Origin of the sequence: Xanthomonas rydalmerensis (genome assembly GCF_033170385.1) — a bacterium.
In the GTDB taxonomy this organism is placed as follows: domain Bacteria; phylum Pseudomonadota; class Gammaproteobacteria; order Xanthomonadales; family Xanthomonadaceae; genus Xanthomonas_A; species Xanthomonas_A rydalmerensis.
Genome location: NZ_CP126170.1, coordinates 3,770,911 through 3,795,119 on the forward strand (window position 1 = coordinate 3,770,911; position 24,209 = coordinate 3,795,119).

23 protein-coding genes and 1 tRNA gene are annotated in these 24,209 nt (G+C 69.2%); 9 read left to right on the plus strand and 15 right to left on the minus strand.

Features of this window, described 5'->3' with window-relative positions; all coding sequences use genetic code 11:
* Positions 1 to 75 precede the first annotated feature (75 nt).
* The 6 genes from prpF to prpB all read right to left on the minus strand — a co-directional run bounded on the left by prpF (position 76) and on the right by prpB (position 7,497).
* Positions 76 to 1,269, minus strand: coding sequence for a 2-methylaconitate cis-trans isomerase PrpF (prpF, locus tag QN245_RS15785; RefSeq protein WP_317843626.1), 1,194 nt, complete (start codon positions 1,267 to 1,269; stop codon positions 76 to 78).
* 38 nt (positions 1,270 to 1,307) lie between these two features.
* Positions 1,308 to 1,811, minus strand: coding sequence for an SRPBCC family protein (locus QN245_RS15790; protein ID WP_317843627.1), 504 nt, complete (start codon positions 1,809 to 1,811; stop codon positions 1,308 to 1,310).
* Between the two features lie 30 nt (positions 1,812 to 1,841).
* Positions 1,842 to 4,457: a Fe/S-dependent 2-methylisocitrate dehydratase AcnD gene (gene acnD, locus QN245_RS15795; RefSeq protein ID WP_317843628.1), complete on the minus strand. Its 2,616-nt coding sequence runs from the start codon at positions 4,455 to 4,457 to the stop codon at positions 1,842 to 1,844.
* A 310-nt stretch (positions 4,458 to 4,767) separates the two neighbouring features.
* Entirely contained in the window at positions 4,768 to 5,934 is a 1,167-nt protein-coding gene (gene prpC, locus QN245_RS15800; RefSeq protein WP_160966279.1) for a bifunctional 2-methylcitrate synthase/citrate synthase, read from the minus strand.
* Positions 5,935 to 5,975: 41 nt separating this feature from the next.
* Positions 5,976 to 6,578 carry a DUF1003 domain-containing protein gene (locus QN245_RS15805; protein WP_317843629.1) on the minus strand — a complete coding sequence of 201 codons (603 nt, stop codon included), beginning with the start codon at positions 6,576 to 6,578 and terminating at the stop codon, positions 5,976 to 5,978.
* A 31-nt stretch (positions 6,579 to 6,609) separates the two neighbouring features.
* A complete protein-coding gene (gene prpB / locus QN245_RS15810; RefSeq protein WP_160963184.1) occupies positions 6,610 to 7,497 on the minus strand; it encodes a methylisocitrate lyase in 888 nt (295 codons plus the stop codon).
* Between the two features lie 119 nt (positions 7,498 to 7,616).
* Here prpB and QN245_RS15815 point away from each other — a divergent pair, with 119 nt between their 5' ends.
* The 7 genes from QN245_RS15815 (at position 7,617) to QN245_RS15845 (ending at position 15,621) form a co-directional block, all read left to right on the plus strand.
* Positions 7,617 to 8,858: a citrate/2-methylcitrate synthase gene (locus QN245_RS15815; RefSeq protein WP_317843630.1), complete on the plus strand. Its 1,242-nt coding sequence runs from the start codon at positions 7,617 to 7,619 to the stop codon at positions 8,856 to 8,858.
* A gap of 298 nt (positions 8,859 to 9,156) precedes the next feature.
* The gene (locus tag QN245_RS21540) at positions 9,157 to 9,252 is read left to right on the plus strand and encodes a type II toxin-antitoxin system RelE/ParE family toxin (RefSeq protein WP_237474580.1); all 96 of its coding nucleotides are present in this window, start codon (positions 9,157 to 9,159) and stop codon (positions 9,250 to 9,252) included.
* Positions 9,249 to 9,605 carry an XRE family transcriptional regulator gene (locus QN245_RS15825; RefSeq protein WP_184448210.1) on the plus strand — a complete coding sequence of 119 codons (357 nt, stop codon included), beginning with the start codon at positions 9,249 to 9,251 and terminating at the stop codon, positions 9,603 to 9,605. Before QN245_RS21540 ends, QN245_RS15825 begins: the two co-directional genes overlap by 4 nt.
* Before the next feature lie 146 nt (positions 9,606 to 9,751).
* The gene (gene lexA, locus QN245_RS15830) at positions 9,752 to 10,360 is read left to right on the plus strand and encodes a transcriptional repressor LexA (protein ID WP_184448211.1); all 609 of its coding nucleotides are present in this window, start codon (positions 9,752 to 9,754) and stop codon (positions 10,358 to 10,360) included.
* Positions 10,360 to 10,980 (plus strand): translesion DNA synthesis-associated protein ImuA, encoded by a 621-nt coding sequence (gene imuA / locus QN245_RS15835; RefSeq protein WP_184448212.1) that lies wholly within the window; start codon positions 10,360 to 10,362, stop codon positions 10,978 to 10,980. Before lexA ends, imuA begins: the two co-directional genes overlap by 1 nt.
* Positions 10,981 to 10,990: 10 nt before the next feature.
* A complete protein-coding gene (locus QN245_RS15840; RefSeq protein WP_184448213.1) occupies positions 10,991 to 12,412 on the plus strand; it encodes a Y-family DNA polymerase in 1,422 nt (473 codons plus the stop codon).
* Positions 12,409 to 15,621 carry an error-prone DNA polymerase gene (locus tag QN245_RS15845; protein WP_317843632.1) on the plus strand — a complete coding sequence of 1,071 codons (3,213 nt, stop codon included), beginning with the start codon at positions 12,409 to 12,411 and terminating at the stop codon, positions 15,619 to 15,621. Before QN245_RS15840 ends, QN245_RS15845 begins: the two co-directional genes overlap by 4 nt.
* Positions 15,622 to 15,673: 52 nt before the next feature.
* Here the strand turns inward: QN245_RS15845 and QN245_RS15850 are convergent, their stop codons facing one another.
* The gene (locus QN245_RS15850) at positions 15,674 to 15,964 is read right to left on the minus strand and encodes a hypothetical protein (protein WP_317843633.1); all 291 of its coding nucleotides are present in this window, start codon (positions 15,962 to 15,964) and stop codon (positions 15,674 to 15,676) included.
* 417 nt (positions 15,965 to 16,381) lie between these two features.
* A complete protein-coding gene (locus tag QN245_RS15855; protein ID WP_317843634.1) occupies positions 16,382 to 16,933 on the minus strand; it encodes a nuclear transport factor 2 family protein in 552 nt (183 codons plus the stop codon).
* Between the two features lie 13 nt (positions 16,934 to 16,946).
* Here QN245_RS15855 and QN245_RS15860 point away from each other — a divergent pair, with 13 nt between their 5' ends.
* Positions 16,947 to 17,672, plus strand: coding sequence for an ArsR/SmtB family transcription factor (locus QN245_RS15860; protein WP_317843635.1), 726 nt, complete (start codon positions 16,947 to 16,949; stop codon positions 17,670 to 17,672).
* Between the two features lie 180 nt (positions 17,673 to 17,852).
* On the opposite strand, the gene QN245_RS15865 is transcribed toward QN245_RS15860, so the two are convergent.
* Positions 17,853 to 18,623 carry a DNA-formamidopyrimidine glycosylase family protein gene (locus QN245_RS15865; RefSeq protein ID WP_317845382.1) on the minus strand — a complete coding sequence of 257 codons (771 nt, stop codon included), beginning with the start codon at positions 18,621 to 18,623 and terminating at the stop codon, positions 17,853 to 17,855.
* A 201-nt stretch (positions 18,624 to 18,824) separates the two neighbouring features.
* Here QN245_RS15865 and QN245_RS15870 point away from each other — a divergent pair, with 201 nt between their 5' ends.
* A complete protein-coding gene (locus tag QN245_RS15870) occupies positions 18,825 to 19,007 on the plus strand; it encodes a hypothetical protein (protein WP_184644073.1) in 183 nt (60 codons plus the stop codon).
* 133 nt (positions 19,008 to 19,140) lie between these two features.
* Here QN245_RS15870 and QN245_RS15875 read toward each other — a convergent pair whose 3' ends face one another.
* The 6 genes from QN245_RS15875 to mltG all read right to left on the minus strand — a co-directional run bounded on the left by QN245_RS15875 (position 19,141) and on the right by mltG (position 24,183).
* On the minus strand, positions 19,141 to 20,253 hold the full coding sequence (locus QN245_RS15875) for a serine hydrolase domain-containing protein (protein ID WP_160966257.1): 1,113 nt from the start codon (positions 20,251 to 20,253) through the stop codon (positions 19,141 to 19,143).
* Between the two features lie 729 nt (positions 20,254 to 20,982).
* A tRNA-Val gene (locus tag QN245_RS15880) sits at positions 20,983 to 21,057 on the minus strand.
* An 87-nt stretch (positions 21,058 to 21,144) separates the two neighbouring features.
* Positions 21,145 to 21,498 carry a PilZ domain-containing protein gene (locus QN245_RS15885; RefSeq protein ID WP_160966255.1) on the minus strand — a complete coding sequence of 118 codons (354 nt, stop codon included), beginning with the start codon at positions 21,496 to 21,498 and terminating at the stop codon, positions 21,145 to 21,147.
* Positions 21,495 to 22,457, minus strand: a complete 963-nt coding sequence (locus QN245_RS15890) for a DNA polymerase III subunit delta' (protein WP_160966253.1) — start codon at positions 22,455 to 22,457, stop codon at positions 21,495 to 21,497. The genes QN245_RS15885 and QN245_RS15890 overlap by 4 nt, the downstream gene beginning before the upstream one ends.
* A complete protein-coding gene (gene tmk / locus QN245_RS15895) occupies positions 22,454 to 23,125 on the minus strand; it encodes a dTMP kinase (protein WP_160966251.1) in 672 nt (223 codons plus the stop codon). The genes QN245_RS15890 and tmk overlap by 4 nt, the downstream gene beginning before the upstream one ends.
* Positions 23,122 to 24,183: an endolytic transglycosylase MltG gene (mltG, locus tag QN245_RS15900; RefSeq protein WP_425612877.1), complete on the minus strand. Its 1,062-nt coding sequence runs from the start codon at positions 24,181 to 24,183 to the stop codon at positions 23,122 to 23,124. Before mltG ends, tmk begins: the two co-directional genes overlap by 4 nt.
* Positions 24,184 to 24,209: the final 26 nt, after the last annotated feature.

The window sequence follows — 24,209 nt, forward strand, 5'->3', positions numbered from 1 at the left end:
GCGAAGCGGCAACTTCTCCGGCCTCCGAGACGCTCGGGGCCGCACTCGCTGCCACCGGCTCAGCCGGCCGGCGCCTCAACCAGCCGCTGTCTCCGGCACCCGCACCCAGCCTTCCATCAGCACGCGCGCGCTGCGGCTCATCAAGGCCTTGGTGACGGTCCACTGGCCGTCCGCCTGGCGCGCTTCGGCGCCGACCCGCAAGGTGCCCGAGGGGTGGCCGAAGCGCACCGCCGTGCGTTCGCCGCCGCCGGCGGCGCGGTTGACCAGGGTGCCGGGGATCGCCGCGGCGGTGCCGATCGCCACCGCCGCGGTGCCCATCATCGCGTGGTGCAGCTTGCCCATCGACATCGCCCGCACCAGCAGGTCGATGTCGGCGGCCGCCACCGGCTTGCCGCTGGAGGCGATGTAGTCGGCCGGCGGCGCGACGAAGGCGACCTTGGGCGTGTGCTGGCGCGTCACCGCGTCGTCCAGCGTGGCAATCAGGCCCATGCGCAGCGCGCCGTACGCGCGGATGGTTTCGAAGCGCTGCAGCGCCTGCGCATCGCCGTTGATCGCGTCCTGCAGCTCGGTACCGCGGTAACCCAGCGCCTGCGCCTCGAGGAAGATGGTGGGAATGCCGGCATTGATCAGGGTCGCCTGGAAGCTGCCGACGCCCGGCACCTCCAGCGTGTCGACCAGGTTGCCGGTGGGGAACATGGCGCCGCCGGCGCCGTCCTCGTCGGCGGCCGGGTCGAGGAATTCCAGCGCGATCTCCGCCGCCGGGAAGGTCACCCCGTCCAGCTCGAAGTCGCCGGTCTCCTGCACCGCGCCGTCGGTCATCGGCACCTGCGCGACGATGGTCTTGCCGATGTTGGCCTGCCAGATCCGCACCGTGGCGACGCCGTCGCGCGGAATCCGCGCCGGATCGACCAGCCCGGCGGCGATCGCGAACGGCCCCACGGCGGCCGACAGATTGCCGCAGTTGCCGCTCCAGTCCACGAATGCGCGCTCGATCGCGACCTGGCCGAACAGGTAGTCCACGTCGTGACCGGGACGCGTGCTCGGCGCCACGATCACGGTCTTGCTGGTGCTGGAAGTGGCCCCGCCCATGCCGTCGATCTGCTTGGCGTAGGGATCGGGACTGCCGATCACCCGCTGCAGCAGCGCATCGCGCGCCGGGCCCGGCGTCTGCGCCGCCGCGGGCAGGTCCTGCAGGCGGAAGAACACGCCCTTGGAGGTGCCGCCGCGCATGTAGGTGGCGGGGATGCGGAGTTGCGGAGCGTGGGCCATGGCGGTTCCGGTTGCGTGCGAAAAGAAGAAACGGCGGATCAGGGCGAATCGGGAATCTCGGGCTCGACCAGCTGCGTCAGCAGGCTCAGCGACTCCTGCCAGCCGAGGTGGCAGAACTCCACCGGGATCTGCGGCGGGATGCCCTCCTGCAGTATCTCCAGCGCGGTGCCGCAGGCCACCGGCCGCAGCCGCACGGTCACGATCATCTCGCCGGGCAAGTCCGGGTTGTCGAAGCGGTCGGTATGGCGGATCAATTGGCCGGGCACCAATTCCAGGTAGGTGCCGCCGAAGGCGCTGCTGGTGCCGGTACCGAGGTTGGTGAAGCTCATCCGGTAGCTGCCGCCCACGCGCGCGTCCAGCGCATGCACGGTGGCGACGAAGCCGTGCGGCGGCAGCCATTTGACCAGCGCCGCCGGTTCCAGGAAGGCGCGGTAGATGCGCTCGGCCGGCGCGCGCAACACGCGATGCAAGTGGACGGTACCGGTGGTGGCAGCGGACGTGCTCATGGCGGTCTCCTCGGCGGTGGCGGGCGCGGCCAGCATGGCACGCGCCCGATGACAGCGGCAGTCGGCTCAGGCGCTGCGGGCGTCCTCCAGGAAGTCCTGGGCGAAGCGCTGCAGCACGCCGCCGGCCTCGTAGATGGACACCTCCTCGTTGCTGTCCAGGCGGCACAGCACCGGCACGTCCGCGACGTCGCCGTTGCGGCGCACGATGCGCAGCGTCAGCGTGGCGCCCGGGGTGCGCGTGCCGACCACGTCGAAGGTCTCGCTGCCGTCGATGCCCAGGGTGGTGCGCGTGGTGCCGGGCAGGAACTGCAGCGGCAGCACGCCCATGCCGATCAGGTTGGTGCGGTGGATGCGCTCGAAGCCCTCGGCGACGATGGCCTCGACCCCGGCCAGGCGCACGCCCTTGGCCGCCCAGTCGCGCGAGGACCCCTGGCCGTAGTCGGCGCCGGCGATCACGATCAGCGGCTGCTTGCGCGCCATGTAGGTCTCGATCGCCTCCCACATGCGCAGCACCTGCCCATCCGGCTCCAGCCGGGTCAGCGAGCCCTGCTGCACCTTGCCGTCGACCACCGCCATTTCGTTGATGAGCTTCGGGTTGGCGAAGGTGGCGCGCTGCGCGGTGAGGTGGTCGCCGCGATGGGTGGCGTAGGAATTGAAGTCCTCCTCCGGCACGCCCATGTGCGCCAGGTATTCGCCGGCGGCGCTGTCGGCCAGGATCGCGTTGGACGGCGACAGGTGGTCGGTGGTGATGTTGTCGCCAAGCACCGCCAGCGCGCGCATGCCGCGCAGCGTGCGCTCGCCGGCCAACGCGCCTTCCCAGTACGGCGGGCGGCGGATGTAGGTGCTGCGCGGGCGCCATGCGTACAGCGGCGCCACCGGCGCGCCCTGCTCCACGCGCACGTTGAACATCGGTGCGTACACCTGACGGAACTGCTCCGGCTTCACCGCCGCCCGCACCGCCGCATCGATCTCGGCGTCGCTGGGCCAGATGTCCTTCAGCCGCACCTCGCGCCCGTCGGCATCGGTGCCCAGCACGTCCTTCTCGATGTCGAAGCGCACCGTGCCGGCGATGGCGTAGGCGATCACCAGCGGCGGCGAGGCCAGGAACGCCTGCTTGGCGTAGGGATGGATGCGGCCGTCGAAGTTGCGGTTGCCCGACAGCACCGCAGTGGCGTACAGGTCACGCTCCACGATCTCCTGCTGGATGCGCGGCTCCAGCGCGCCGCTCATGCCGTTGCAGGTGGTGCAGGCGAAGGCGACGATGCCGAAACCCAGCGCCTCCAGGTCCGGCAGCAGGCCGGCCTCTTCCAGGTACAGCTGCACCGCCTTGGATCCGGGCGCCAGCGAAGTCTTCACCCATGGCTTGCGGGACAAGCCGCGCGCACGTGCATTGCGCGCCAGCAGGCCGGCGGCGATCACGTTGCGCGGGTTGGAGGTGTTGGTGCAACTGGTGATGGCGGCGATGATCACCGCACCGTCGGGCATGCGCCCCTGCGCCTGCTCGGCCTGGCCGGCGGCCAGCTTGGTGGCGTCGGCAATGCCGCGCGCGGCCAGTTCGGTGGTCGCCACGCGCTTGTGCGGGTTGCTGGGGCCGGCCATGTTGCGCACTACCTGCGACAGGTCGAAGCGCAGCACGCGCTCGTACTGCGCGGTGGCCAGCGCATCGGCCCACAGCCCGGTGGTGCGCGCGTACTGCTCCACCAGCGCCACCTGCGCTTCCTCGCGCCCGGTCAGGCGCAGATAGTCCAGGGTCTGCTGGTCGATGTAGAACATCGCCGCGGTGGCGCCGTATTCCGGGCACATGTTGGAGATGGTGGCGCGGTCGCCGATGGTCAGCGCGGCGGCGCCTTCGCCGAAGAATTCCAGATACGCGCCGACCACGCGCTCCTGGCGCAGGAACTCGGTCAGCGCCAGCACCACGTCGGTGGCGGTGATGCCAGGTTGCGGCCGGCCGCTCAGTTCGACGCCGACGATGTCCGGCAGGCGCATCCACGAGGCGCGGCCGAGCATCACGCTCTCCGCTTCCAGCCCGCCCACGCCGATCGCGATCACGCCCAGCGCGTCCACGTGCGGGGTGTGGCTGTCGGTGCCCACGCAGGTATCGGGGAAGGCGACGCCGTCGTGCACGTAGATCACCGGCGACATCTTCTCCAGATTGATCTGGTGCATGATGCCGTTGCCCGGCGGGATCACGTCCACGTTGCGGAACGCGCGCTTGCTCCAGTCGATGAAGTGGAAGCGGTCCTCGTTGCGGCGATCCTCGATCGCGCGGTTCTTGGCGAACGCCTGCGGATCGTCGCCGCCGCACTCCACCGCCAGCGAGTGGTCGACGATCAGTTGCACCGGCACCACCGGATTGACCTTGGCCGGATCGCCGCCCTGCTCGGCGATGGCATCGCGCAGCCCGGCCAGGTCCACCAGCGCGGTCTGGCCGAGGATGTCGTGGCACACCACCCGCGCCGGAAACCACGGGAAATCCAGGTCGCGACGGCGCTCGATCAGCTGCAGCAGGGCGTCGTGCAGCAGGTCCGGATCGCAGCGACGCACCAGGTTCTCGGCGAACACCCGCGAGACGTAGGGCAGGCCGGCATAGGCGCCTGGACTGATCGCATCGACTGCGGCCTGCGCGTCGAAGTAGTCCAGCGAGGTACCCGGAAGGGATTTACGGTAGTGGCTGTTCATGGCTGGCTACAGTAGAAAAAAGCGAAGACAGGACTCCTTCTCCCACCGGGAGAAGGTGCCCCGAAGGGGCGGATGAGGGTACGGGCGAAGCCTGGTGCAATCCGATTTCTCATGAGGGCGGATGAGGGTACGGGCGAAGCCTGGTGCAATCCGATTTCTCATGAGGGGCGGATGAGGGTACGGGCGCTATGGAGGTGCCTGGAGGAAAGGACTTCCATCGCAGACGTCCCTGGCCGCCGTACCCTCACCCCCGGCCCCTCTCCCGACGGGAGAGGGGAGTGTCACTCGGGGTAGACGATTTTGGGTGGCATCACTTGCGCTGATCGATCGGCACGAACGCCTGATCCTCCGGCCCCACGTAGTTCGCGCTGGGGCGGATGATCTTGCCGTCGATGCGCTGCTCGATGATGTGCGCGCTCCAGCCGGCGGTGCGGGCGATCACGAACAGCGGGGTGAACATCGCCGTCGGCACGCCCATCATGTGGTAGCTGACCGCGCTGAACCAATCCAGGTTCGGGAACATCTTCTTGATGTCCCACATCACCGTCTCCAGGCGCTCGGCGATGTCGTACATCTTGCGGCTGCCCTGCGCCTCGGACAGTTCGCGCGCCACGTCCTTGATGACCTGGTTGCGCGGATCGGACACCGTGTACACCGGGTGGCCGAAGCCGATGATGACTTCCTTGCGCTCGACCCGCGCGCGGATATCTGCCTCGGCCTCGTCCGGGGTGTCGTAGCGCTTCTGCACCTCGAAGGCGACCTCGTTGGCACCGCCATGCTTGGGCCCGCGCAGCGCGCCGATGCCGCCGGCGATGGCGCTGTACATGTCGCTGCCGGTGCCGGCGATGACCCGGCAGGCGAAGGTGGAGGCGTTGAACTCGTGCTCGGCGTACAGGATCAGGCTGGTGTGCATCGCCTGCACCCATTCCTCGTGCGGCTTGAAGCCGTGCAGCAGGCGCAGGAAGTGTCCGCCGATCGAATCGTCGTCGGTCTCCACCTCGATGCGCCGGCCGTTGTGGCTGTAGTGGTACCAGTACAGCAGCATCGAGCCGAGGCTGGCCATCAGCTTGTCGGCGATGTCGCGTGCGCCGGGATGATTGTGGTCGTCCTTCTCCGGCTGCACGCAGCCCAGCACCGACACGCCGGTGCGCATCACGTCCATCGGATGCGCCGACGGCGGCAACTGCTCCAGCGCGGCCTTGACCGCGGCCGGGATGCCGCGCAGCGAGCGCAGCTTGGCCTTGTAGCCGCGCAGCTCGCTGTTGCTGGGCAGCTTGCCGTGCACCAGCAGGTAGGCGATCTCCTCGAACTGGCTGCTGCGCGCCAGGTCCAGGATGTCGTAGCCGCGGTAGTGCAGGTCGTTGCCGCTGCGGCCCACCGTACACAGCGCGGTGTTGCCGGCGGCGGTGCCGGACAGGGCCACCGATTTCTTCGGCTTGAAGCCGGGGGCGGTCTGCGGAGCGGTGCTGTCGTTCATGGCGAATCTCCCGGGTGTTGCGGTCGGATGGGTGCAGTAGATCAGGACGCCTGCGGCGGCGGCGAGATCCCGCCGCGCTCGAGCAGTTGCTGCAGCATGAGGATCTGGCGGTTCTGCAGATCCACCAGCGTCGCCCAGTCCTGCTCGCGCAGCTGGTTGAGCTTCTCGTGCACCTGCAGGATTTCCAGCTCGGCCTTGATGTTCACTTCGTAGTCGTTCTGCGCGTGCAGGCGGTCCACCGCCGCCTGGCGGTTCTGGCTCATCATGATCACCGGCGCCTGGATCGCGGCCAGGCACGACAGGCACAGGTTGAGCAGGATGTAGGGATACGGATCGAAGGCGTGCGCCAGCAGCAGGCTGTTGAGCGCGATCCAGCCCAGCAGCACCAGGCCGAAGCCGATGATGAAGCTCCAACTGCCGCCGATCGCGGCGACGCGGTCGGCGATGCGCTCGCCCAGCGAGCGATCGCTGTCGGCCTGCTTGACGATGTCGCGGGCCACATGGCGCTTGGCGATGAAGCGCTCCACCACCTCGCGCTCGGCCTCGGACAGCTTGTCCAGTTCGGTCTGCAGCAGGTGCCGCGCGGTCTGGCGGCGATCGATGCGGCTGCGCAGGAACGATGCAGCGCTGGCTTGGGTATTCATGGACGGACTCGGGCAGGAAAATCGCCGCCGATCATGCGCCCTTGCCGGCGAACAGCGCATCCAGGCGCTGCTCGAAGGCGTGGTAGCCGATGCGCTCGTACAGTTCCTCGCGGGTCTGCATGCGCTCGAGCACCGCCTGCTGGTGGCCGTCGCGGCGGATCGCGGTGTACACGTCCTCGGCGGCCTTGTTGGCGGCGCGGAACGCCGACAGCGGGAACAACTGGATCGCCACGCCGGCCGAAGCCAGTTCGTCGCGGGTGAACAGCGGGGTCTTGCCGAATTCGGTGATGTTGGCCAGCACCGGCACCTTCACCGCGTCGACGAAACGGCGATAGGTGTCCAGGTCGTAGGCGGCCTCGGCGAAGATGCCGTCGGCGCCGGCCTCCACGCAGGCGATGGCGCGTTCGATCGCCGCGTCCACGCCCTCGGCCTGGATCGCGTCGGTGCGCGCGATCAGGAAGAAGTCCGGATCGGTCTTGGCGTCGGCCGCGGCCTTGACCCGGTCGACCATCTCGCCCTGGCTGACGATCTCCTTGCCCGGGCGATGGCCGCAACGCTTGGCGCCGACCTGGTCCTCGATGTGGCAGGCGGCCGCGCCGGCCTTGATCAGCGCCTTGATGGTGCGCTCGATGTTGAACGCGCTCGGCCCGAAGCCGGTGTCGATGTCCACCAGCAGCGGCAGCGGGCACACGTCGGTGATGCGGCGCACGTCGATCAGCACGTCGTCCAGGGTGTTGATGCCCAGGTCCGGCAGGCCCAGCGAGCCGGCGGCGACGCCGCCGCCGGACAGGTAGATCGCCTTGTAGCCGGCGCGCTGCGCCAGCAGCGCATGGTTGGCGTTGATCGCGCCGATCACCTGCAACGGCGCTTCGGCGGCCAGGGCGGCGCGGAAACCGGCGCCGGGGGAAACGAGGGACATGGGCGACTCCTGACGAAGAGGCGGCGGCGCCCCACCGGGCGTTCCGCGATGGGCGCCAATCTGGCACTCTCGCAGGCACGGATCAATCTTGATTCAATGAATCAACCTATCGTCCCTTCATGTCCGACGCCACCGACCGCAACCTGATCTCCGCCGCCCAGGCCTGCGCCCTGCTCGGCATCAGCAGCGCCACCCTGTACGCCTACGTCAGCCGTGGCCTGCTCAGTTCGCGCGCCGGCGCCGACCACCGCAGCCGCGCCTACCTGCGCGCCGAAGTGGAGCGGCTGGCGCAGCGCAAGCGCGCCGGCCGCGGCGCCGCACGTGGCGCCGCGCAGAGCCTGGACCGCGGCCTGCCGGTGCTGGAGACGCGGATCTCGCTGATCCGCCCCGACGGCCCCTACTACCGCGGACGCTCGGCGGTGGCCATGGTGCGCGCCGGCGCCAGCCTGGAGGACGTCGCGCGGCTGCTGTGGGACTGCCCCGACGGCGAAGACCCGTTCGCCAGCGCCCCGGTCGCGCCATGGCCGGCGGTGGTGGCGCCACTGGCCGGACATGCCGCGCTGCCGCCGCTGGAACGCGCCATGGCCTGCATCCCGCTGCTGGCCCTGGACCTGCGCCAGTCGCTCAACGCCGCTCCCGGCGTGCGCCGCGAAATCGCCGCCACCCTGCTGCGGCAGAACGCCGCGCTGCTGGTCGGCACCGCCCCGGATGCGCGCCCGCTGCATCGGCTGATCGCCGACCACTGGCGTCCCGGCGACGACGACTTCGCCGAGCTGGTGCGCGCCGCGCTGCTGCTGTGCGCCGACCACGAACTCAACGTCTCCGCCTTCGCCGCCCGCGTGGTCGCCTCCACCGGCGCACCGCTGCACGCCACCGTCAGCGCCGGCCTGGCCGCGCTGTCCGGCCCGCGCCACGGCGGCGCCACCGCCCGCGCCCACGCCCTGCTGCGCGACGCCCAGGACGCGCCCAGCGCCGCCGCCCTGATCGCCGAACGCTGGCAGCGCGGCGACGACCTGCCCGGCTTCCACCACGCCCTGTATCCCGACGGCGATCCGCGCGCGGCCGAAGTGCTGCGCCAGCTGCGCGAACGCAGCGGCGGCAGCGCGCGCATGCAGCACGTGGAAGTGGTGATCGCCGCCGCCCAGGACTGCAGCGGCCAGCGCCCGAACATCGACTGCCTGCTGGCCGCGCTCTGCTTCGTCCACGACCTGCCCGCGGCGCACGCCCTGGTGCTGTTCGCCGCCGCCCGCCAGGCCGGCTGGCTGGCGCACGCCCTGGAGCAGCAGGCCCTGGGCAAGCTGATCCGGCCCCGCGCCCGCTACGCCGGGGCGATGCCGGAGGATGGTGCCGTGCCGGGCTGAAAGGACGGCGAGCGCACCTTGCGTGTGCACCAAGATTGGTACACCATGCCGCCATGGAGACCACACCGGACGTGCGCTTCTACCGTGCCGCATCGGGCGTCGAGCCGGTGCGGGTCTGGCTCAGGGAAGACGTGTCCGTCGATGCCAGGCGCGCCATCGGCGGCGACATCAAGACGGTGCAGTTGGGATGGCCGCTCGGCATGCCCTTGGTGCGCAAGCTGGACCAGCACCTGTGGGAAGTGCGCAGTGCGATTCCCGAAGGCATTGCGCGGATTTTTTCACCACCGTTGGATCGGACATGGTGTTGCTGCATGGCATCGTCAAGAAATCGGGCAAGACCCCGAGCGCCGATCTCGCCACCGCCAAACGCCGCAGAGACGAGGTGATGCGATGAGCCGCAATGTCCATATCGGATCCAGCTTCGACAGCTTCCTGGCCGAGGAAGGCATCCTCGAAGACACCGCCGCGCTCGCCGCCAAGCGCGTGATCGCCTGGCAGGTCGCCGAAGCGATGAAGTCCGCCAAGCTCACCAAGAGCGCGCTGGCCCGGCGCATGAACACCAGCCGGTCGCAACTGGACCGCGTGCTGGACGCCACCGACACCAGTCTCACCCTGGACACGCTGAGCCGCGCCGCCACGGCGCTGGGCTACCGAATCCAGATCGACCTGGTCGCCGCGCAATCGGGCAGGCCCGTCGGCAAACCGCCAACGGCGAAGACCAAGAACTCGGCCGGCATCGGCAGCTGAGCGCGGTCAACGCCCTTCCAATACCACGGCTGGACGAGCCAGCCTGACCGGCGGATGGCGCCAGCGCATCGGAGCGGGCGTGCCTCCGAACGCGTTCAGCCGCCCCATCTCGCCAAGGCGGCGCCCTCGGTGTACAAATGTACACCATGACCACCCTGTCCCCGCAGCGCGCCGCCATCCTCACCTACGTCCATGCCTGCATCGAGCAGGACGGACGTCCGCCGAGCCTGGCCGAGATCGCCGAACGCTTCGGTTTCGCCTCGCGCAATGCCGCGCGCAAGCACGTGCAGGCACTGGTCGAGGCCGGGCTGCTGGCGCAGGTGCCGCAGCAGGCGCGCAGCCTGCGCCCGGCGCAGGCCGGCAACCGCAGCGAACTGCTGCAGTTGCCGGTGCTGGGCCGGGTCGCCGCCGGTGCGCCGATCGGTGCCGACATCGGCCTGGACCAGCAGTTGCGCCTGGACCGCGCGGTGTTCGCGCTGCGCCCGGACTACCTGCTGCGGGTGCAGGGCGACTCGATGATCGACGACGGCATCCTCGACGGCGACCTGGTCGGGGTGCGTCGCGCCGCCGACGCGCGCAACGGCCAGATCGTGGTGGCGCGGCTGGATGGCGAACTCACCATCAAGCGCTATCGCGCCGATGGCGCCGGCATCGCGCTACTGCCGCGCAATCCCGCCTATGCGCCGATCGTGGTCGGCCGCGGGCAGGACTTCGCCATCGAAGGGCATTACTGCGGCCTGATCCGGCCCGGCTGATGGCCGCCGTCGTCGCCCTCGACCGCCTGCTGGCCGAGCGCCGCGTCTGGCGCGGCCAGCCGACGGCGCTGCCGCCCAGCGCGCAGCCCACCGGGCACGCCGCGCTGGACGCGGTGCTGCCCGCGCGCGGCTGGCCGGAGATGGCGCTGACCGAGTTGCTGCACGCCGCCGACGGCATCGGCGAGCTGCAGCTGCTGTGGCCGACGCTGGCGCGGCTGTCCCAGGGCGGCGGCCGCATCGTGCTGGTCGATCCGCCGTACCTGCCCTACCCCGCCGCCTGGGCGCAGGCCGGCGTGGCGCTGGCGCAGCTGCAGATCGTCCGCGCCGGCGCCGACGCGGCCTGGGCTGCCGAACAATGCCTGCGTTCGGGCAGTTGCGCGGCGGTGCTGTGCTGGCCGGGGCTGGCCGGCGACAAGACCCTGCGCCGGCTGCAGGTGGCTGCCGAGACCGGGCGCACCCTGGGCTTCGCCTACCGGCCGCTGAAGGCGGCCGCCAATCCATCGCCGGCCGCGCTGCGCATCGCCATCGACGCCGCGCCGGCACAACTGCGCGTGCTCAAGTGCCGCGGCGGCCTGCCGCCGGCGCAGCCGATCGCCCTGTCCGCTCTGGCGACCGGGTGAGGCCGCAGGCATGCGCTGGGCTTGCATCCTGTTGCCGCAACTGGCGCTGGACACCGTCCTGCGCCGCTGGCCGTCGCCGGACGAACCGCTGGCCTTGCTCGACGGCCCGCCGCAGCGGCGCACGCTGAAGGCGGTCAACGCCGCCGCGCGCGCCCGCGGCCTGCGCCCCGGGCAATCGCTGGTCACCGCGCAAGCGCTGTGCGACCGCTTCGCCACCGCCCTGCACGATGCCGAAGAAAGCCGCCGCAGCCAGCAGTTCCTGGCCGCCTGGGCGTATCGCTTCAGTTCGCTGGTCAGCACCGACTATCCCGGCGCGCTGCTGCTGGAGATCGAGGCCAGTCTCGGTCTGTTCGGGCCCTGGCCGCGCTTCGAGGCACGGCTGCGCGAAGAGCTGACCGCACTGGGCTTTCGCCACCGCATCGTGGTCGCACCGCATCCATTGGCCGCGCGTGCGCTGGTCAATGCGCACGACGGCATCGCCCTGCTCGACAACGCCGCGCTGCAGCGCGCGCTGGGGCAGCTGCCGATCGCCCGCGCCGGGCTGTCGCCGACCCTGGCCGACGGCTTCGCGCGGATGGGCCTGCGCCGCCTGCAGCAGCTGTTCGCGCTACCGCGCACCGCGCTGGCACGGCGCTATCCGCCGGCCCTGCTGCAGCACCTGGATGCGCTGCGCGGGCAAGCGCCGCTGCCGCTGCAGTACTACCTGCCGCCGGACCGCTTCGATGCGCGCCTGGAACTGGGCTATGCCACCGAATCCAACCAGGCGCTGCTGTTCCCGCTGCGTCGCCTGACCCAGGACCTGGCCGCGTTCCTGGCCGGACGCGACGGCGGCGTGCAGCGCTTCCGCCTGCTGCTTGAACACGAGGACCTGGAGCCCAGCGTGGTGCCGGTGGGATTGCTCGCCGCCGAGCGCGATGCGGCGATGCTGTTCGAACTGGCGCGCGGGCGCCTGCAGCAGGCCAGCGTGCCGGCGCCGGTGCAGGCGCTGCGCCTGTGCGCCGACGAACTGCCGCCGTTCGTGCCGGCCGCGCGCGAACTGTTCGACGAGCGCGCGCAACAGGCGCTGCCGTGGGAGCAACTGCGCGAACGCCTGCGCGCGCGCCTGGGCGACGACGCCGTGCACGGCCTGCGCGCGCACGCCGACCATCGCCCGGAACTGGCCTGGCGCGCCGAGTCCGCCGCCGCCCGCGGCACGGCGGCGCCCGCCACCGCACCGCCACGCCCCGGCTGGCTGCTGCCGCGACCGGTGCCGCTGCGCGAACGCGCGCCCGACCGCCTGGCCGGGCCGGAACGCATCGAGAGCGGCTGGTGGGACGACGGCGACGTACGCCGCGACTACTACATCGTGCGTACCCGCCAGGGCCAGCGCGCCTGGGCCTTCTCCCCGGCCGATGCGCCGGATGTGCTGATGCTGCACGGCTGGTTCGCATGAGCCACACCCCGCCGCACCCCCGCATGCCGCCGCGCCTGCGGCTGCTGCCGACGCCAACGTCTGCGCCGGCCAGCGCACCCGCCGCCAACGTGCCGCGCGCGCCAGCGGACCCCACGCTGCCCGACTACGCCGAACTGCATTGCCTGTCCAACTTCAGCTTCCAGCGTGGCGCCTCGCACCCCTGGGAACTGTGCGAACGCGCGCTGCACCACGGCTACCGCGCCCTGGCGATCACCGACGAATGCAGCCTGGCCGGCATCGTGCGTGCGTGGCAGGCGGCCCGGGACATGGGCCTGCACCTCATCGTCGGCAGCGAGATCCAGTTCGAGCACGGCCCCAAGCTGGTGCTGCTGGCCGAGACCCTGCATGGCTACCAGCGGCTGTGCCGGCTGATTACCCTGGCCCGACGCCGCGCCGACAAGGGCACCTATCGTGCGTTGCGCGAGGATCTGACCAGCGCGGACGACGGCGCCGGCCTGCTGTGCCTGTGGCTGCCACGCGGTGACGGCGACGACGCAAAGGACGGCGCTTGGCTGCAGGCGCGCTTCCCGCAGCGGCTGTGGCTGGCCGTGGAACTGCTGCGCGGCCCCGACGATGCCGCGCTGCTGCAGGCGCGACTGGACCTGGCGCAGCGCCTGCGGCTGCCCGCCGTCGCCAGCGGCGACGTGCACATGCATGCGCGCGGCCGTCGCACGCTGCAGGACACACTGACCGCGATCCGCCAGCGCCTGCCGCTGCACGAAGCCGGCGCCCACCTGTATCCCAATGGCGAACGCCACTTGCGCCCGCGTGCCACGCTGGCGACGCTGTATCCGCCGGCACTGCTGGCCGAAACGGTGCGCATCGCGCGGCGCTGCAGTTTCAATCTCGAGCAACTGCAGTATGAGTACCCGCACGAACTGGTGCCGCCCGGGCACACGCCCACGCAATGGCTGCGCATCCTCACCGAACGCGGCGCGGCCGAGCGCTGGCCGCACGGCGTGCCGGACAAGGCGCGGCGCCTGATCGAACACGAACTCGGCGTGATCGAGCGGCTGAAGTACGAGTCCTACTTCCTCACTGTCTACGACCTGGTGCGCTTCGCGCGCTCGAAGGACATCCTGTGCCAGGGCCGCGGCTCGGCGGCGAACTCGGCGGTGTGTTACGCGCTCGGCATCACCGCAATCGATCCGGACCGCATCGGCATGCTGTTCGAACGCTTTATCTCCGAGGAGCGCAAGGAGCGGCCGGACATCGACATCGATTTCGAGCACGACCGCCGCGAGGAAGTGATCCAGTACATCTTCAACCACTACGGGCGCGAGCGCGCCGCACTGGCGGCGGTGGCGATCAGCTACCACACGCGCAGCGCGGTACGCGACGTGGCACGCGCGCTGGGCCTGCCCAGCGACACCGTCGATGCGCTGTCCTCCGCGCTGGGCCAGCGCGACCCGGTGGAGTCGGCGCAGGAACTGCTGCGCGAGCGCGGCTTCGAACCGGACACGCCGGTGATGCGCCGGCTGCTGGTGCTCGCCGGCCAACTCATCGGCTTCCCGCGGCATCTGTCGCAGCACCCCGGCGGTTTCGTCATCTCCGAGCATGCGCTGCACACCCTGGTGCCGGTGGAGAACGCGACCATGGCCAATCGCACGGTGATCCAGTGGGACAAGGACGACCTGGAACTGGTCGGGCTGATGAAGGTCGACGTGCTCGCGCTGGGCATGCTCAGTGCGCTGCGGCGCACCCTGGACCTGCTGCGCGCGCACCGCGGCCGCGACTACACCCTCGCCACCATTCCTGCCGAAGACCCGCAGACCTACGCGATGATCCAGCGCGCCGATACCATCGGCGTGTTCCAGATCGAATCGCGCGCGCAGATGGCGATGCTGCCGCGGCTGCTGCCGGAACGGTTCTACGACTTGGTCATCCAGGTGGCGATCGTGCGCCCCGGGCCGATCCAGGGCGGCATGGTGCACCCGTATCTGCGCCGGCGCAGTGGCGAGGAGGAGCCCGACGACTTGCCCGAGGAACTGCGCGAGGTGTTCAAGCGCACTCTCGGCGTCCCCTTGTTCCAGGAACAGGTGATGCAACTTGCGGTCAACGCTGCTGGCTACACGCCGGGCCAGGCCGACCAATTGCGCCGCTCGATGGCGGCCTGGAAACGCCACGGCGGGCTGGAACCGCATCGCGACAAGCTGCTGGAAGGCATGCTCGAGAGAGGCTACACCGCCGAATTCGCCGGACGCATCTTCGAGCAGATCAAGGGCTTCGGCAGCTACGGTTTCCCCGAAAGCCACGCCGCCAGCTTCGCCCTGCTCACCTACGCCAGTTGCTGGCTCAAGTGCCACGAACCGGCGGCGTTTACCTGCGCCCTGATCAACAGTTGGCCGATGGGCTTCTACAGCCCCGACCAGTTGCTGCAGGACGCGCGCCGCCACGGCCTGCAGGTGCGGCCGGTGGACGTGCGCTACAGCGACTGGGACTGCAGCCTGGAAGCGTATAGCCCCGATCCCGACGTGCAACCGGCGATCCGCCTGGGCCTGCGCCTGGTCCGCGGCCTGGCCGAGGACGCCGCGCTGCGCCTGCAGCAGGCGCGCGCGCAGGCGCCGTTCCACGACCTGGCCGACCTGTGCCACCGCGCCGCCCTCGACGACAAGGCCCGCGCCGCGCTCGCCGACGCCGGCGCGCTGAAAGCGCTGGCCGGCCATCGCCATCGCGCGCGTTGGGCCGTGGCAGGCGTCGAGGCGCAGCGGCCGCTGTTCGAAGCGCTCGCGGCCACGCCCGAGCAACAGGTCCCGCTGCCGCTGCCCAGCCAGGGCGAGGACATCCGCGCCGACTACGCGACGATCGGCACCACCCTGGGCAAGCACCCGCTGACCCTGCTGCGCGCGCAGCTGCGTGCGCGCCGCTACCGCCATTCCGGTGAACTACGCGACCTGCCGCACGCCAGCGCGGTCGCCATCGCCGGTTTGGTCACCATGCGCCAACGCCCGCAGACCGCCAGCGGCGTCACCTTCGTCACCCTCGAAGACGAGCACGGTCTGGTCAACGTGGTGGTGTGGCGGCGCCTGGCCGAACGCCAGCGCCAGGCCCTGATCGAATCGCGGCTGCTGCTGGTGCGCGGTCGCGTCGAGACCGAAGGCAAGGTCCGTCACCTGATCGCCGCCCATCTCGAAGACCTGACGCCCCTGCTGCTGGGGCTGGACATCCGCAGCCGCGACTTCCACTGACGCAAGCGCAGCGTTGTATGCCTTGCGCAGCGAGCGAGCGGGCAGGCCGCCGTTAGTGCGATGGCACCTCCGCGGCATGGCCGCACGCCTGCATCGCCCGTTGCACCGCCTCCGCTTCGCTGAGGCGTTCACGATAGATGGTGGCGGCCAATTCGCGCCTGGCCTTGCTCGATCCGATCGCACCATGGCTGGCGATATCCGACAACGGCCCACCCAACTGACGATATCTGGCCACGAGCCTGGCCGTCGCGGCCATGCTGTCGCACTCCACCGGTGCCGCCTGCAGCGGTGCGCACACCATCAGCAAATACGAAAAACCAAGCGCTGCGAGTCCGTTGTTCATCACTGCTCCCAAGCGGAGACGGAGAACCGCCATCCCCATGCGGCCGTGCAGAGCGGAAGCGCTGCAGGACGTCGCCGCACGGCACGGCGGCGCGCGTCCGGCATCGCCACGCGCACCACCGCCAACAACGGCAAACAGGCCACAGCGGCATCTGGCCGCACGTATCGCCATCCACCCATTGCGGACAGCGCCGAGGCAAGATAGCCAGCGCAAACGCCGGCGCCAGGAGGATTGCGACGAAACCCGGCGACGGCGGATCGAACGCCGGATCGGCGGATCCAAGTCAGGCGGCAATGCTGCCGACGGCCGCTCCTCGCGCAGCCACGCAAGGCCACCGCGCCATGCCTTCCGGCGCGAGCCCGCGATCGTCGTTGTCATGCCGTGTCCGGGCCGCCGAGGCCGGCCCCTGTCCCAAGGCTATCTGCCCAGCGCAGCCAGCAATGTCTGCACGCCTTTCCAGCCCCAATACACGCGATGGCAGGCGATCAATCCCGCGGCGTCCAGGTCCATCACTTCCACCAGATCGACCTGATCGCCCTGCGGCGTTTCGCGCGGGTACTCCCAGACCAATTGCCGCCCCGCGACATGGCAGTGGCCGCTGCGATACCAGCGTCCCAGGCCGTTCTCGGGCTGGGCGAAGGACGCGGCAAAGAACGCCGCGATGGCCTCGCGGCCCTGCAGCCGCCCGTCCTGACGCGTCGCCGACGCCACATAGGCCAACGGCGACTCCAATTGTGCGTCCGGCGCATACAGCGCCATCAACGCCGACAGATCGCGCGCGACCACATGCCGATGCCAGTGTTCGAACACCAAGTGTGCATCGCGCTCGGCGGGGTTCGACGGCGCTTCGTTCGTCTGCATCGGCAGGCTCCGGTTGAAGTGCGCGCAGTCTAGGAATCCGCCGGCGACATCGTTTCGATGCGCATCGAAACGTCGCGGCGCGACCGGCCCTATGATGGCCGCGTCCATCGGGAGCGCGGCGATGCATCTGGAACGACCCAAGCTGGCGGCGACCGCGTTCCTGATCGCGGACCCGGCCCGCGCCGCCATGCTGATGGCCCTGATCGACGGGCGCGCACTGCCGGCCGGCGAACTGGCCTTCGCCGGCGGCGTCACCCCGCAGACCGCGAGCGCACACCTGGCAAAGCTGCTGGAGGGCGGCCTGCTGGCGGTCGAGATCCAGGGCCGCCACCGCTACTACCGCCTGGCCAGCGCGCACGTCGCCGCCGTGCTCGAGACCCTGGCCACCCTCGCGCCGCCGCAGGCGTCGCGCTGCCGCCGCCCGCATCGCGACACGCAGACGCTACGCCTGGCGCGCTGCTGCTACGACCATCTTGCCGGGCGTCTCGGCGTGGCGGTCGCCGAGGCACTGGAACAGCGTGCCTGGCTGACCACCCACGACGACGCCACCCGCTACGCCGTCTCCAGCGAAGGCGGGGCGTGGTTCGCGCGCATGGGCCTGGATCTGCCGCATCTCGCCCAGGGCCGCCGCGCCATGGCCCGGCGCTGCCTGGACTGGACCGAACGCCGCCATCACCTCGCCGGCTCCCTGGGCGCCGCCCTGCTCGATCAGTTCTGCGCCAGACACTGGCTACGCCGTGCAGACGGTTCCCGCGCGTTGGTGGTCACCGATCTCGGCTGGGCCGGCCTGCTCACCGAACTGGGCATTCGGCGGTTCGAAGACGGGGCCGTGGCGCTGCCCTCCTGACGAAGGGCGATCAGCGCGCGTGGTAGACGGCGACGCCCCATTGCCCTGACTGACGCATGCGCGCCGGCCACCGGCAACGACTACGCGGTCTCAGCCACCGCATCCAAAGCGGACACTGCAGCCAAGGTACATGCCTCTTTAGCTGCCAACACGATCAGCACTTTGCTGACGGCAGCGGGATTACTTGAACATATCAGTCTGCAACCCATCATCCAGCGCATACCGCCGCTGGCAATGCTCGCAGAAGAACACGCGCCGCTGCGCCTTGCCGAGTTGCTTGCGATAGGTGAGCAGATGCCCGTCGCGCGGACAGACCGTCTTGGTGTGCACTTGGTAGTGCTTCTTCAGTTCGTAGGCTTTCTTCCAGCGATAGAAATCGAAACTGTACTCGCGCGCCTGCGTCACCAGTTCGCCCAGCTTGCGCGGCGACAATGCACCGATCTCGCTCTCGGGATGCACCCGGATGCGGTGCAGCACCTCGTTCTTGATGATGTTGCCGACCCCGGCGAACACGTCCTGATCCAGCAAGGCATCGGCAGCGAGCGTCCGCGGGCGCAGGCGCAGCTTGCGCCGCGCCTGCGCCGCATCCCAGTCGGGATTCATCACGTCCGCGGTCCAGTCGTAGGCCGCATCCAGCGGACCGTCGATGAACTTGATCGAACATGCGTAGAAGTTCAGCTCCTCGCCCTTTGCGAAGCCCAGGCTCAAGCGGGCCGACGCGTCCTTGCGCGCATTGATCCGGTAGCTACCGAACAGCAGAAAGTGGATGCGCACACTGAACGCATCGAACTCGATCAGGAAATGCTTGCCCCAACTGCGCAGCGACAGGATCTTGCGGTTGCGCATCCGCTCCAGGTCCAGCTTGCTGTTGCCGGACACTCGCAACACCTTGCGCCCGGCGAAGGCGGCAGCTTCTTCTTTCAGGATGACGATAGAAGGACCTTCAGGCATGGCCAAAGTATCGATAGCGGCCGTGAGCGATTCGTGAGCCGAACGGGAGCCAGTGCTGGTCAGTCGGCGCTGGGATATGGGTTGGAATCGGATGATCGATGCCAACGACCCGGGGCCGCCCGCTCCAGTTCAGCCGCGTACTCGGCCTGCAGCGAGCGGGACCGAACATGCTGATGACAGCCACGCCGCGCAGTGGCAGGCATGAGCCGCATCGAGCTGCTGCTGGATGTCCACCAGCTCGCGCCCGAAACGTTCTTCACCGACAACCACACCGAACACCAGATCCGCCAAAGGGGGATCCAGGCCTTCATGGATCCGGATGCGTGCGGTCCGCGTGATGTCAGCAGCCCCCGCATTTCATATGCACGTGGCAACAGGCGATAGCCGTCGATCGAAAGCGTATCAATATCCGCACGCATGGGAATCAACGCATCTTTTCAAGAAATTTCGACCGCATCATCTTCGTAGATATCACGAACAGAGGCGGCTCGGGCCGCGCGAACAGTCATCGCACACACTATTTTGGACCGACCGCGGCCTCGCCTATCCGCAAAACGAATTCGTCCAGGTCGGTGTTGGCGGTATTGGCGAGAATGACGATGGTCAGGTCGCGGTCGAGGAAACGATACAGCTGCGCCTGCGCGCCCATGATCCGACCTGGACGTTTGGCGACACGGTGCTTGGCAGCGCCTATCCGCGTCTCGTAAACCCACAGGCCATAACCGTAGTCGTCGAGCCCTGGCGTGGTCAGCCGGGCGATGCTTTCCTTGCGCAACAGGCCTGACCCGAACAGCGCGTCCGAGAACCTGAGCACATCTTCGGCCGTGGAGTACATCGCGCCAGCGGAGTACCAGTTCTCCGGATAGACCGGGAAGTCGTTGGACAGGGACTTGAGATCTTCGCGATACGAGTAGGTGGAGGCCAAGCCTTCGACGATGCTTTCATGGCGCAGCATGCCGGTATGGTGCAGCCCCAGCGGCTTTAGAATCCGTTCCTTCAGCACCTGCTCGTAGGTTTTGCCCGTGACGCGTTCGATGACCTTGCCCAGGATCAGGTAATCGCCGTTGTTGTAGTCGAAAGTCGTGCCTGGGGCATGCAGTAGCGGTCCACTGCAGAATTTTCTTATCAACTGATCGCTGGTATAGGGCGACTGGTAGGTCGGCAAGCCCCTGGTCAATGCCTGCTCCAAGCTTTTCACCTGGTCGAAGTTCCGCAGTCCGGACGTGTGGTTGAGAAGCTGATGCAAGGTGATACGGTCGGCACCGGCGATGGCGTAATCGGGCAGGTAGCTGGCCACGTTCGCCTGCAGATCCAACTTTCCTTCTTCATGCAGTTGCAGCACCAGGGTGGCGGTGAACAGTTTGGTGATGGAAGCGATCCAGTACCGGGTCTGGTCGCCGTTGGCGACGCCGTACTGGACACTGGAAAGGCCGAAACTGCGCTGGTATCGCCGCTTTCCGTCCTGCTGGACCAAGACAGTACCGCTGAAGCCGTGTTGCGCGGCATAGGTAGCGATGAAGTCTTCGAGTGGCGTCGCCTGCGACTGCGCCCGCAGCGGCATCGCCGCGCAGAGAAAGACAAGCACACCGACAAGCAAGCGATAAGTAACGGAACTGAAGAGGTTTCGCACGATGTACCCCGGCATGATGGAACGGCCGCGAGTATGGAGCCGGACCAATACCTGGGCGGGTGCCTTCGGACAAAACGAGGATAAGGCCGACGAAATGGCCGACGCGCGCTGCGAACAGGTGGGCTGGCCCGGCAGGGTGACCTGGCCTGGCGCTCGCGCCCGTGCTGGCCGTTGCTTCTGTCTTGTTCCGGCCACGCTTACAACTGTGTCAAATACCACTCGCCATCGAGCTCGAAGCCCATCAGACGTCCCTGCGCATCGCGCAGAAAACGCAAAGGCCCGCTGGATCCAGTCGCAGCGCATTCGCACCGAACAGATCCGGCGATACGGATTCCAACCACCACTGCAGGGCGCCTACTTGCAAGCGCAATCCCGTTAGCCGTCGCAGTCAGCTCCGCGGTCCTCGAACTTGGACACGGCAGCCTGTGAAACGTTTAACGCTTCAGCAATCTACGTTTGTGTCTTCTTCGCGACAGCTCCTCGGGCCGCCAACGGCAGCGTGTTCCGAATTCGACGAGGCCTGCTCAAGGCCCGCGGGACGAACGGCCAGTGGCCCGCGTCCGGCATGGCGAGGATCGCCATCAGGTCGGCGCGGCGGTATCAGGATTCCGACACGGCTGCATCATTCAACACGCACATCGATACCGTCATTCCGCACTCGCAATCGCTGTTAACGTGCAGATACGAAAAAGCCGGCACTAGGCCGGCTTCTCGTAATTCTTGATTTCGTGGTGGGCGGTGCAGGGTTCGAACCTGCGACCCTTGCCGTGTGAAGGCAATGCTCTACCGCTGAGCTAACCGCCCGTGTCGCGAGCCGCACATTATAGGGCTGTGGCGCGTGGCGTCAATGGGTCCTGTCGAGGCCCGCGGCGCGGTGTCGCCACGCGGCCGCTACATGGTCTGGGTGGGCTTGTCGGCGTTGAGGGTGCCGGCCAGCTGGGTCTCGATCTTGGTGCGGATGGTCTCGCCTTCGCTGTTGTCCGGCAGCTGCACGCCGATGCCGGCGGCGCGGTTGCCCTGGGCGCCGACCGGGGTCACCCAGATCACCTTGCCGGCCACCGGCAGGCGCTCGCTGGAATCGGGCAGGGTCAGCAGCAGGAACACTTCGTCGCCGAGGAAGTAGCGCTTGGGGGTGGGCACGAAGATGCCGCCGTTCTTCACGAACGGCATGTAGGCGTTGTACAGCGCCGCCTTGTCCTTCACCGCCAGCGACAGGATGCCCTGGCGTCCGCTCATCGCGCTCATCGTTGTGCCCCTCTCCGGGCCGGGCGATCGCCATCGCGCCAGGCCAGCAACAGTTCCGCGATCGCCAGGTCGGCGCGCACGGTGGTCCGCAGCAGGTCGCGGGTGCGATTGGCGGCGTCGAACCACGCGGCCAGCTTGTGCAATCGCGCCGGGTCGGTCAAGCCGGCCTGCGACGCCTGCGCCAGCGCCAGGTCGGCGGCATGGCCCAGGCGCTGCTCGGCCAGCGCGTCGCCGCTCCAGCGCTGCGCGGCCTCCAGCGTGCCGAGCTTGCCGGCGGCGACCTGCTCCAGGTCCGCGGCCACCTGCCGGCGCAGCTTCAAACCGTCTTCGCGCAGCCACTGCGCGGCCAGGCCGGGATGGCCGCGCGCGGCATCCAGCGCTTCGCGTGCGGTCTTCTCGGGAAAGTCCTGCGCCAGCAACCAGGCGATCGCTTCGTCGGCCGGCGGCAGCTTGAATTCCAGGCGCTGGCAGCGGCTGCGAATGGTCGCCGGCAGGCGCGCCGGCTGCGCGCTGATCAGCCACAGGTAGCGGCCGGGCTGCGGCTCTTCCAAGGTCTTCAGCAAGGCGTTGCAGGCGGCGCGGTTGATCGCGTCGGCCGGGTCCACCACCACCACCTGGGCCACGCCGTATTGCGGGGTCAGCGACAGCTTCTGCGAGATCTCGCGCACCTGTTCGATGACGATCTCGGTGCGCAGCTTGTCGCCGGTGCGGTTGGGGATGAACGAGATCAGTTGCAGGTCCGGATGGGTGCCGGCGGCGATCAGCTGCGCACTGCGCAGGTTGGCGGCCGGTTCGCCCTGGCCCAGCACGTGCGCGGCCAGTTTCAGCGCCACCGCGCGCTTGCCCAGGCCTTCCGGCCCGCAGATCAGCAGGCCATGGCCGAGGCGGCCGGCATCGAGCGCGGCCACGGTCTGGTCGTAGGCACGCTGCTGCCACGGCGAAAACGGCAGATCGCTCATGGCATCGGCTCCTGTTGCTCGCGCACCCACGCCGCCAGCGCGGCGGTGACCGCCTGCGCCACCGCCTGCGGCGGCTGGCTGGCGTCGATGACGCGGAAGCGTTGCGGGTCCTGCGCGGCGCGCTGGCGGAAGCCGGCACGCACGCGCTGGAAGAAATCGTCCTGCTCGCTCTCGATCCGGTCCGGCCACAGGTCGCGGCCGCTGGTGCGGGCGCGGCCGATCTGCACGTCCAGGTCCAGCAGCAGGGTCAGCCCCGGCTGCAGGCCGACCGCACGACGTTCCAGGTCGGCGATCCAGGCGCGGTCCAGGCCGCGGCCCTCGCCCTGGTAGGCGTAGCTGGAATCGGTGAAGCGGTCGCTGACCACGTAGGCGCCACGCTGCAGCGCCGGGCGGATCACCTCGCGCACGTGCTGCGCGCGCGCGGCGAACACCAGCAGCAGCTCGGTCTCGGCGGCCAACGGTTCGGCGACCTCGCCGGGCGTCTTGTCCAGCAGCAGCGCGCGGATGCGTTCGGCCAGCGGCGTGCCGCCCGGCTCGCGGGTCAGCACCACCTCGTGGCCCTGCGCCTGCAGCCCGTCGCGGATCGCATTGATCGCGGTGGTCTTGCCGGCGCCCTCGCCGCCTTCCAGGCTGACGAAGCGATGGTGGCGCAGCACGGCCTCGCTCATGGCGTCACCGCCGCGCCGTTGCGCGCCTGGCGCAGGCGCTGCAGGTAGCGCGCCACCGCCGCATTGTGCTCGGCATAGCTGGAGGAGAACGCATGCGCGCCGCTGCCGTCGCCGATGGCCACGAAGTACAGGCTGTCGCCCGGCGCCGGATTGGTGGCGGCACGCAGCGCCTCGCGCCCGGGCATGGCGATCGGGGTCGGGGTCAGGCCGGTGCGGGTGTAGGTGTTGTACGGCGTATCGGTCTCCAGGTCGCGCTTGCGGATGTTGCCGTCGTAGGCGCTGCCGATGCCGTAGATCACGGTCGGGTCGGTCTGCAGCTTCATGCCCAGTTGCAGGCGGCGCACGAACACGCCCGCGATCTGCGGGCGCTCGGCGGCCAGGCCGGTTTCCTTCTCCACGATCGAGGCCAGGATCAGCGCCTGCTCCGGCGACTGCAACGACAGGTCCTTGGCGCGCGCGTCCCAGGCCGCGGCCAGGGCCTTGTCCATCGCCGCATGCGCGCGGCGCAGCAGTTGCAGGTCGGTGTCGCCGCGCTGGTAGAGGTAGGTCTCGGGCAGGAAGCGGCCTTCCGGGTGCTGGCCGGGCTGGCCGAGCTTGGCCATCAGTTCGCTGTCGCTGAGGTCGGTGGTGGTGTGCACCAGCGGTGTGGCCGCGTTCAAGGCGCTGCGCAGCTGGCGCACGTTCCAGCCTTCGACAATGGTGAAGCGGTACTGGATCACCTGGCCCTTGCGCATGCGCAGCAGCAGCTCGCGCGGGCTCAGCGCCGGCTGCAGCGCGTACTCGCCGAAGCGGAGCTTGCCGGCCACGCCCAGCTCGCGCGCCAGCAGTTGCCATTGCAGGTCGCTGCCCTGGGTCACGCCGGCGGCGCGCAGGTTGCGCAGCACGCCATTGAGCGAGGCGCCGCGCGCCACCTCCACGCTGGGCTGGGTCGCCTGCAGCGGCTGCTCGGCGAAGGCGCGATAACTGTGCCACCACCAAGCGCCGGCCGCGGCCAACAGCAGTGCCAGCACCAGCAATGTCCCCAGCAGGGTCAGACACCCGCGTTTAGCCCAAGCCACGGCCACCTCGAAACGACGTCAATGAC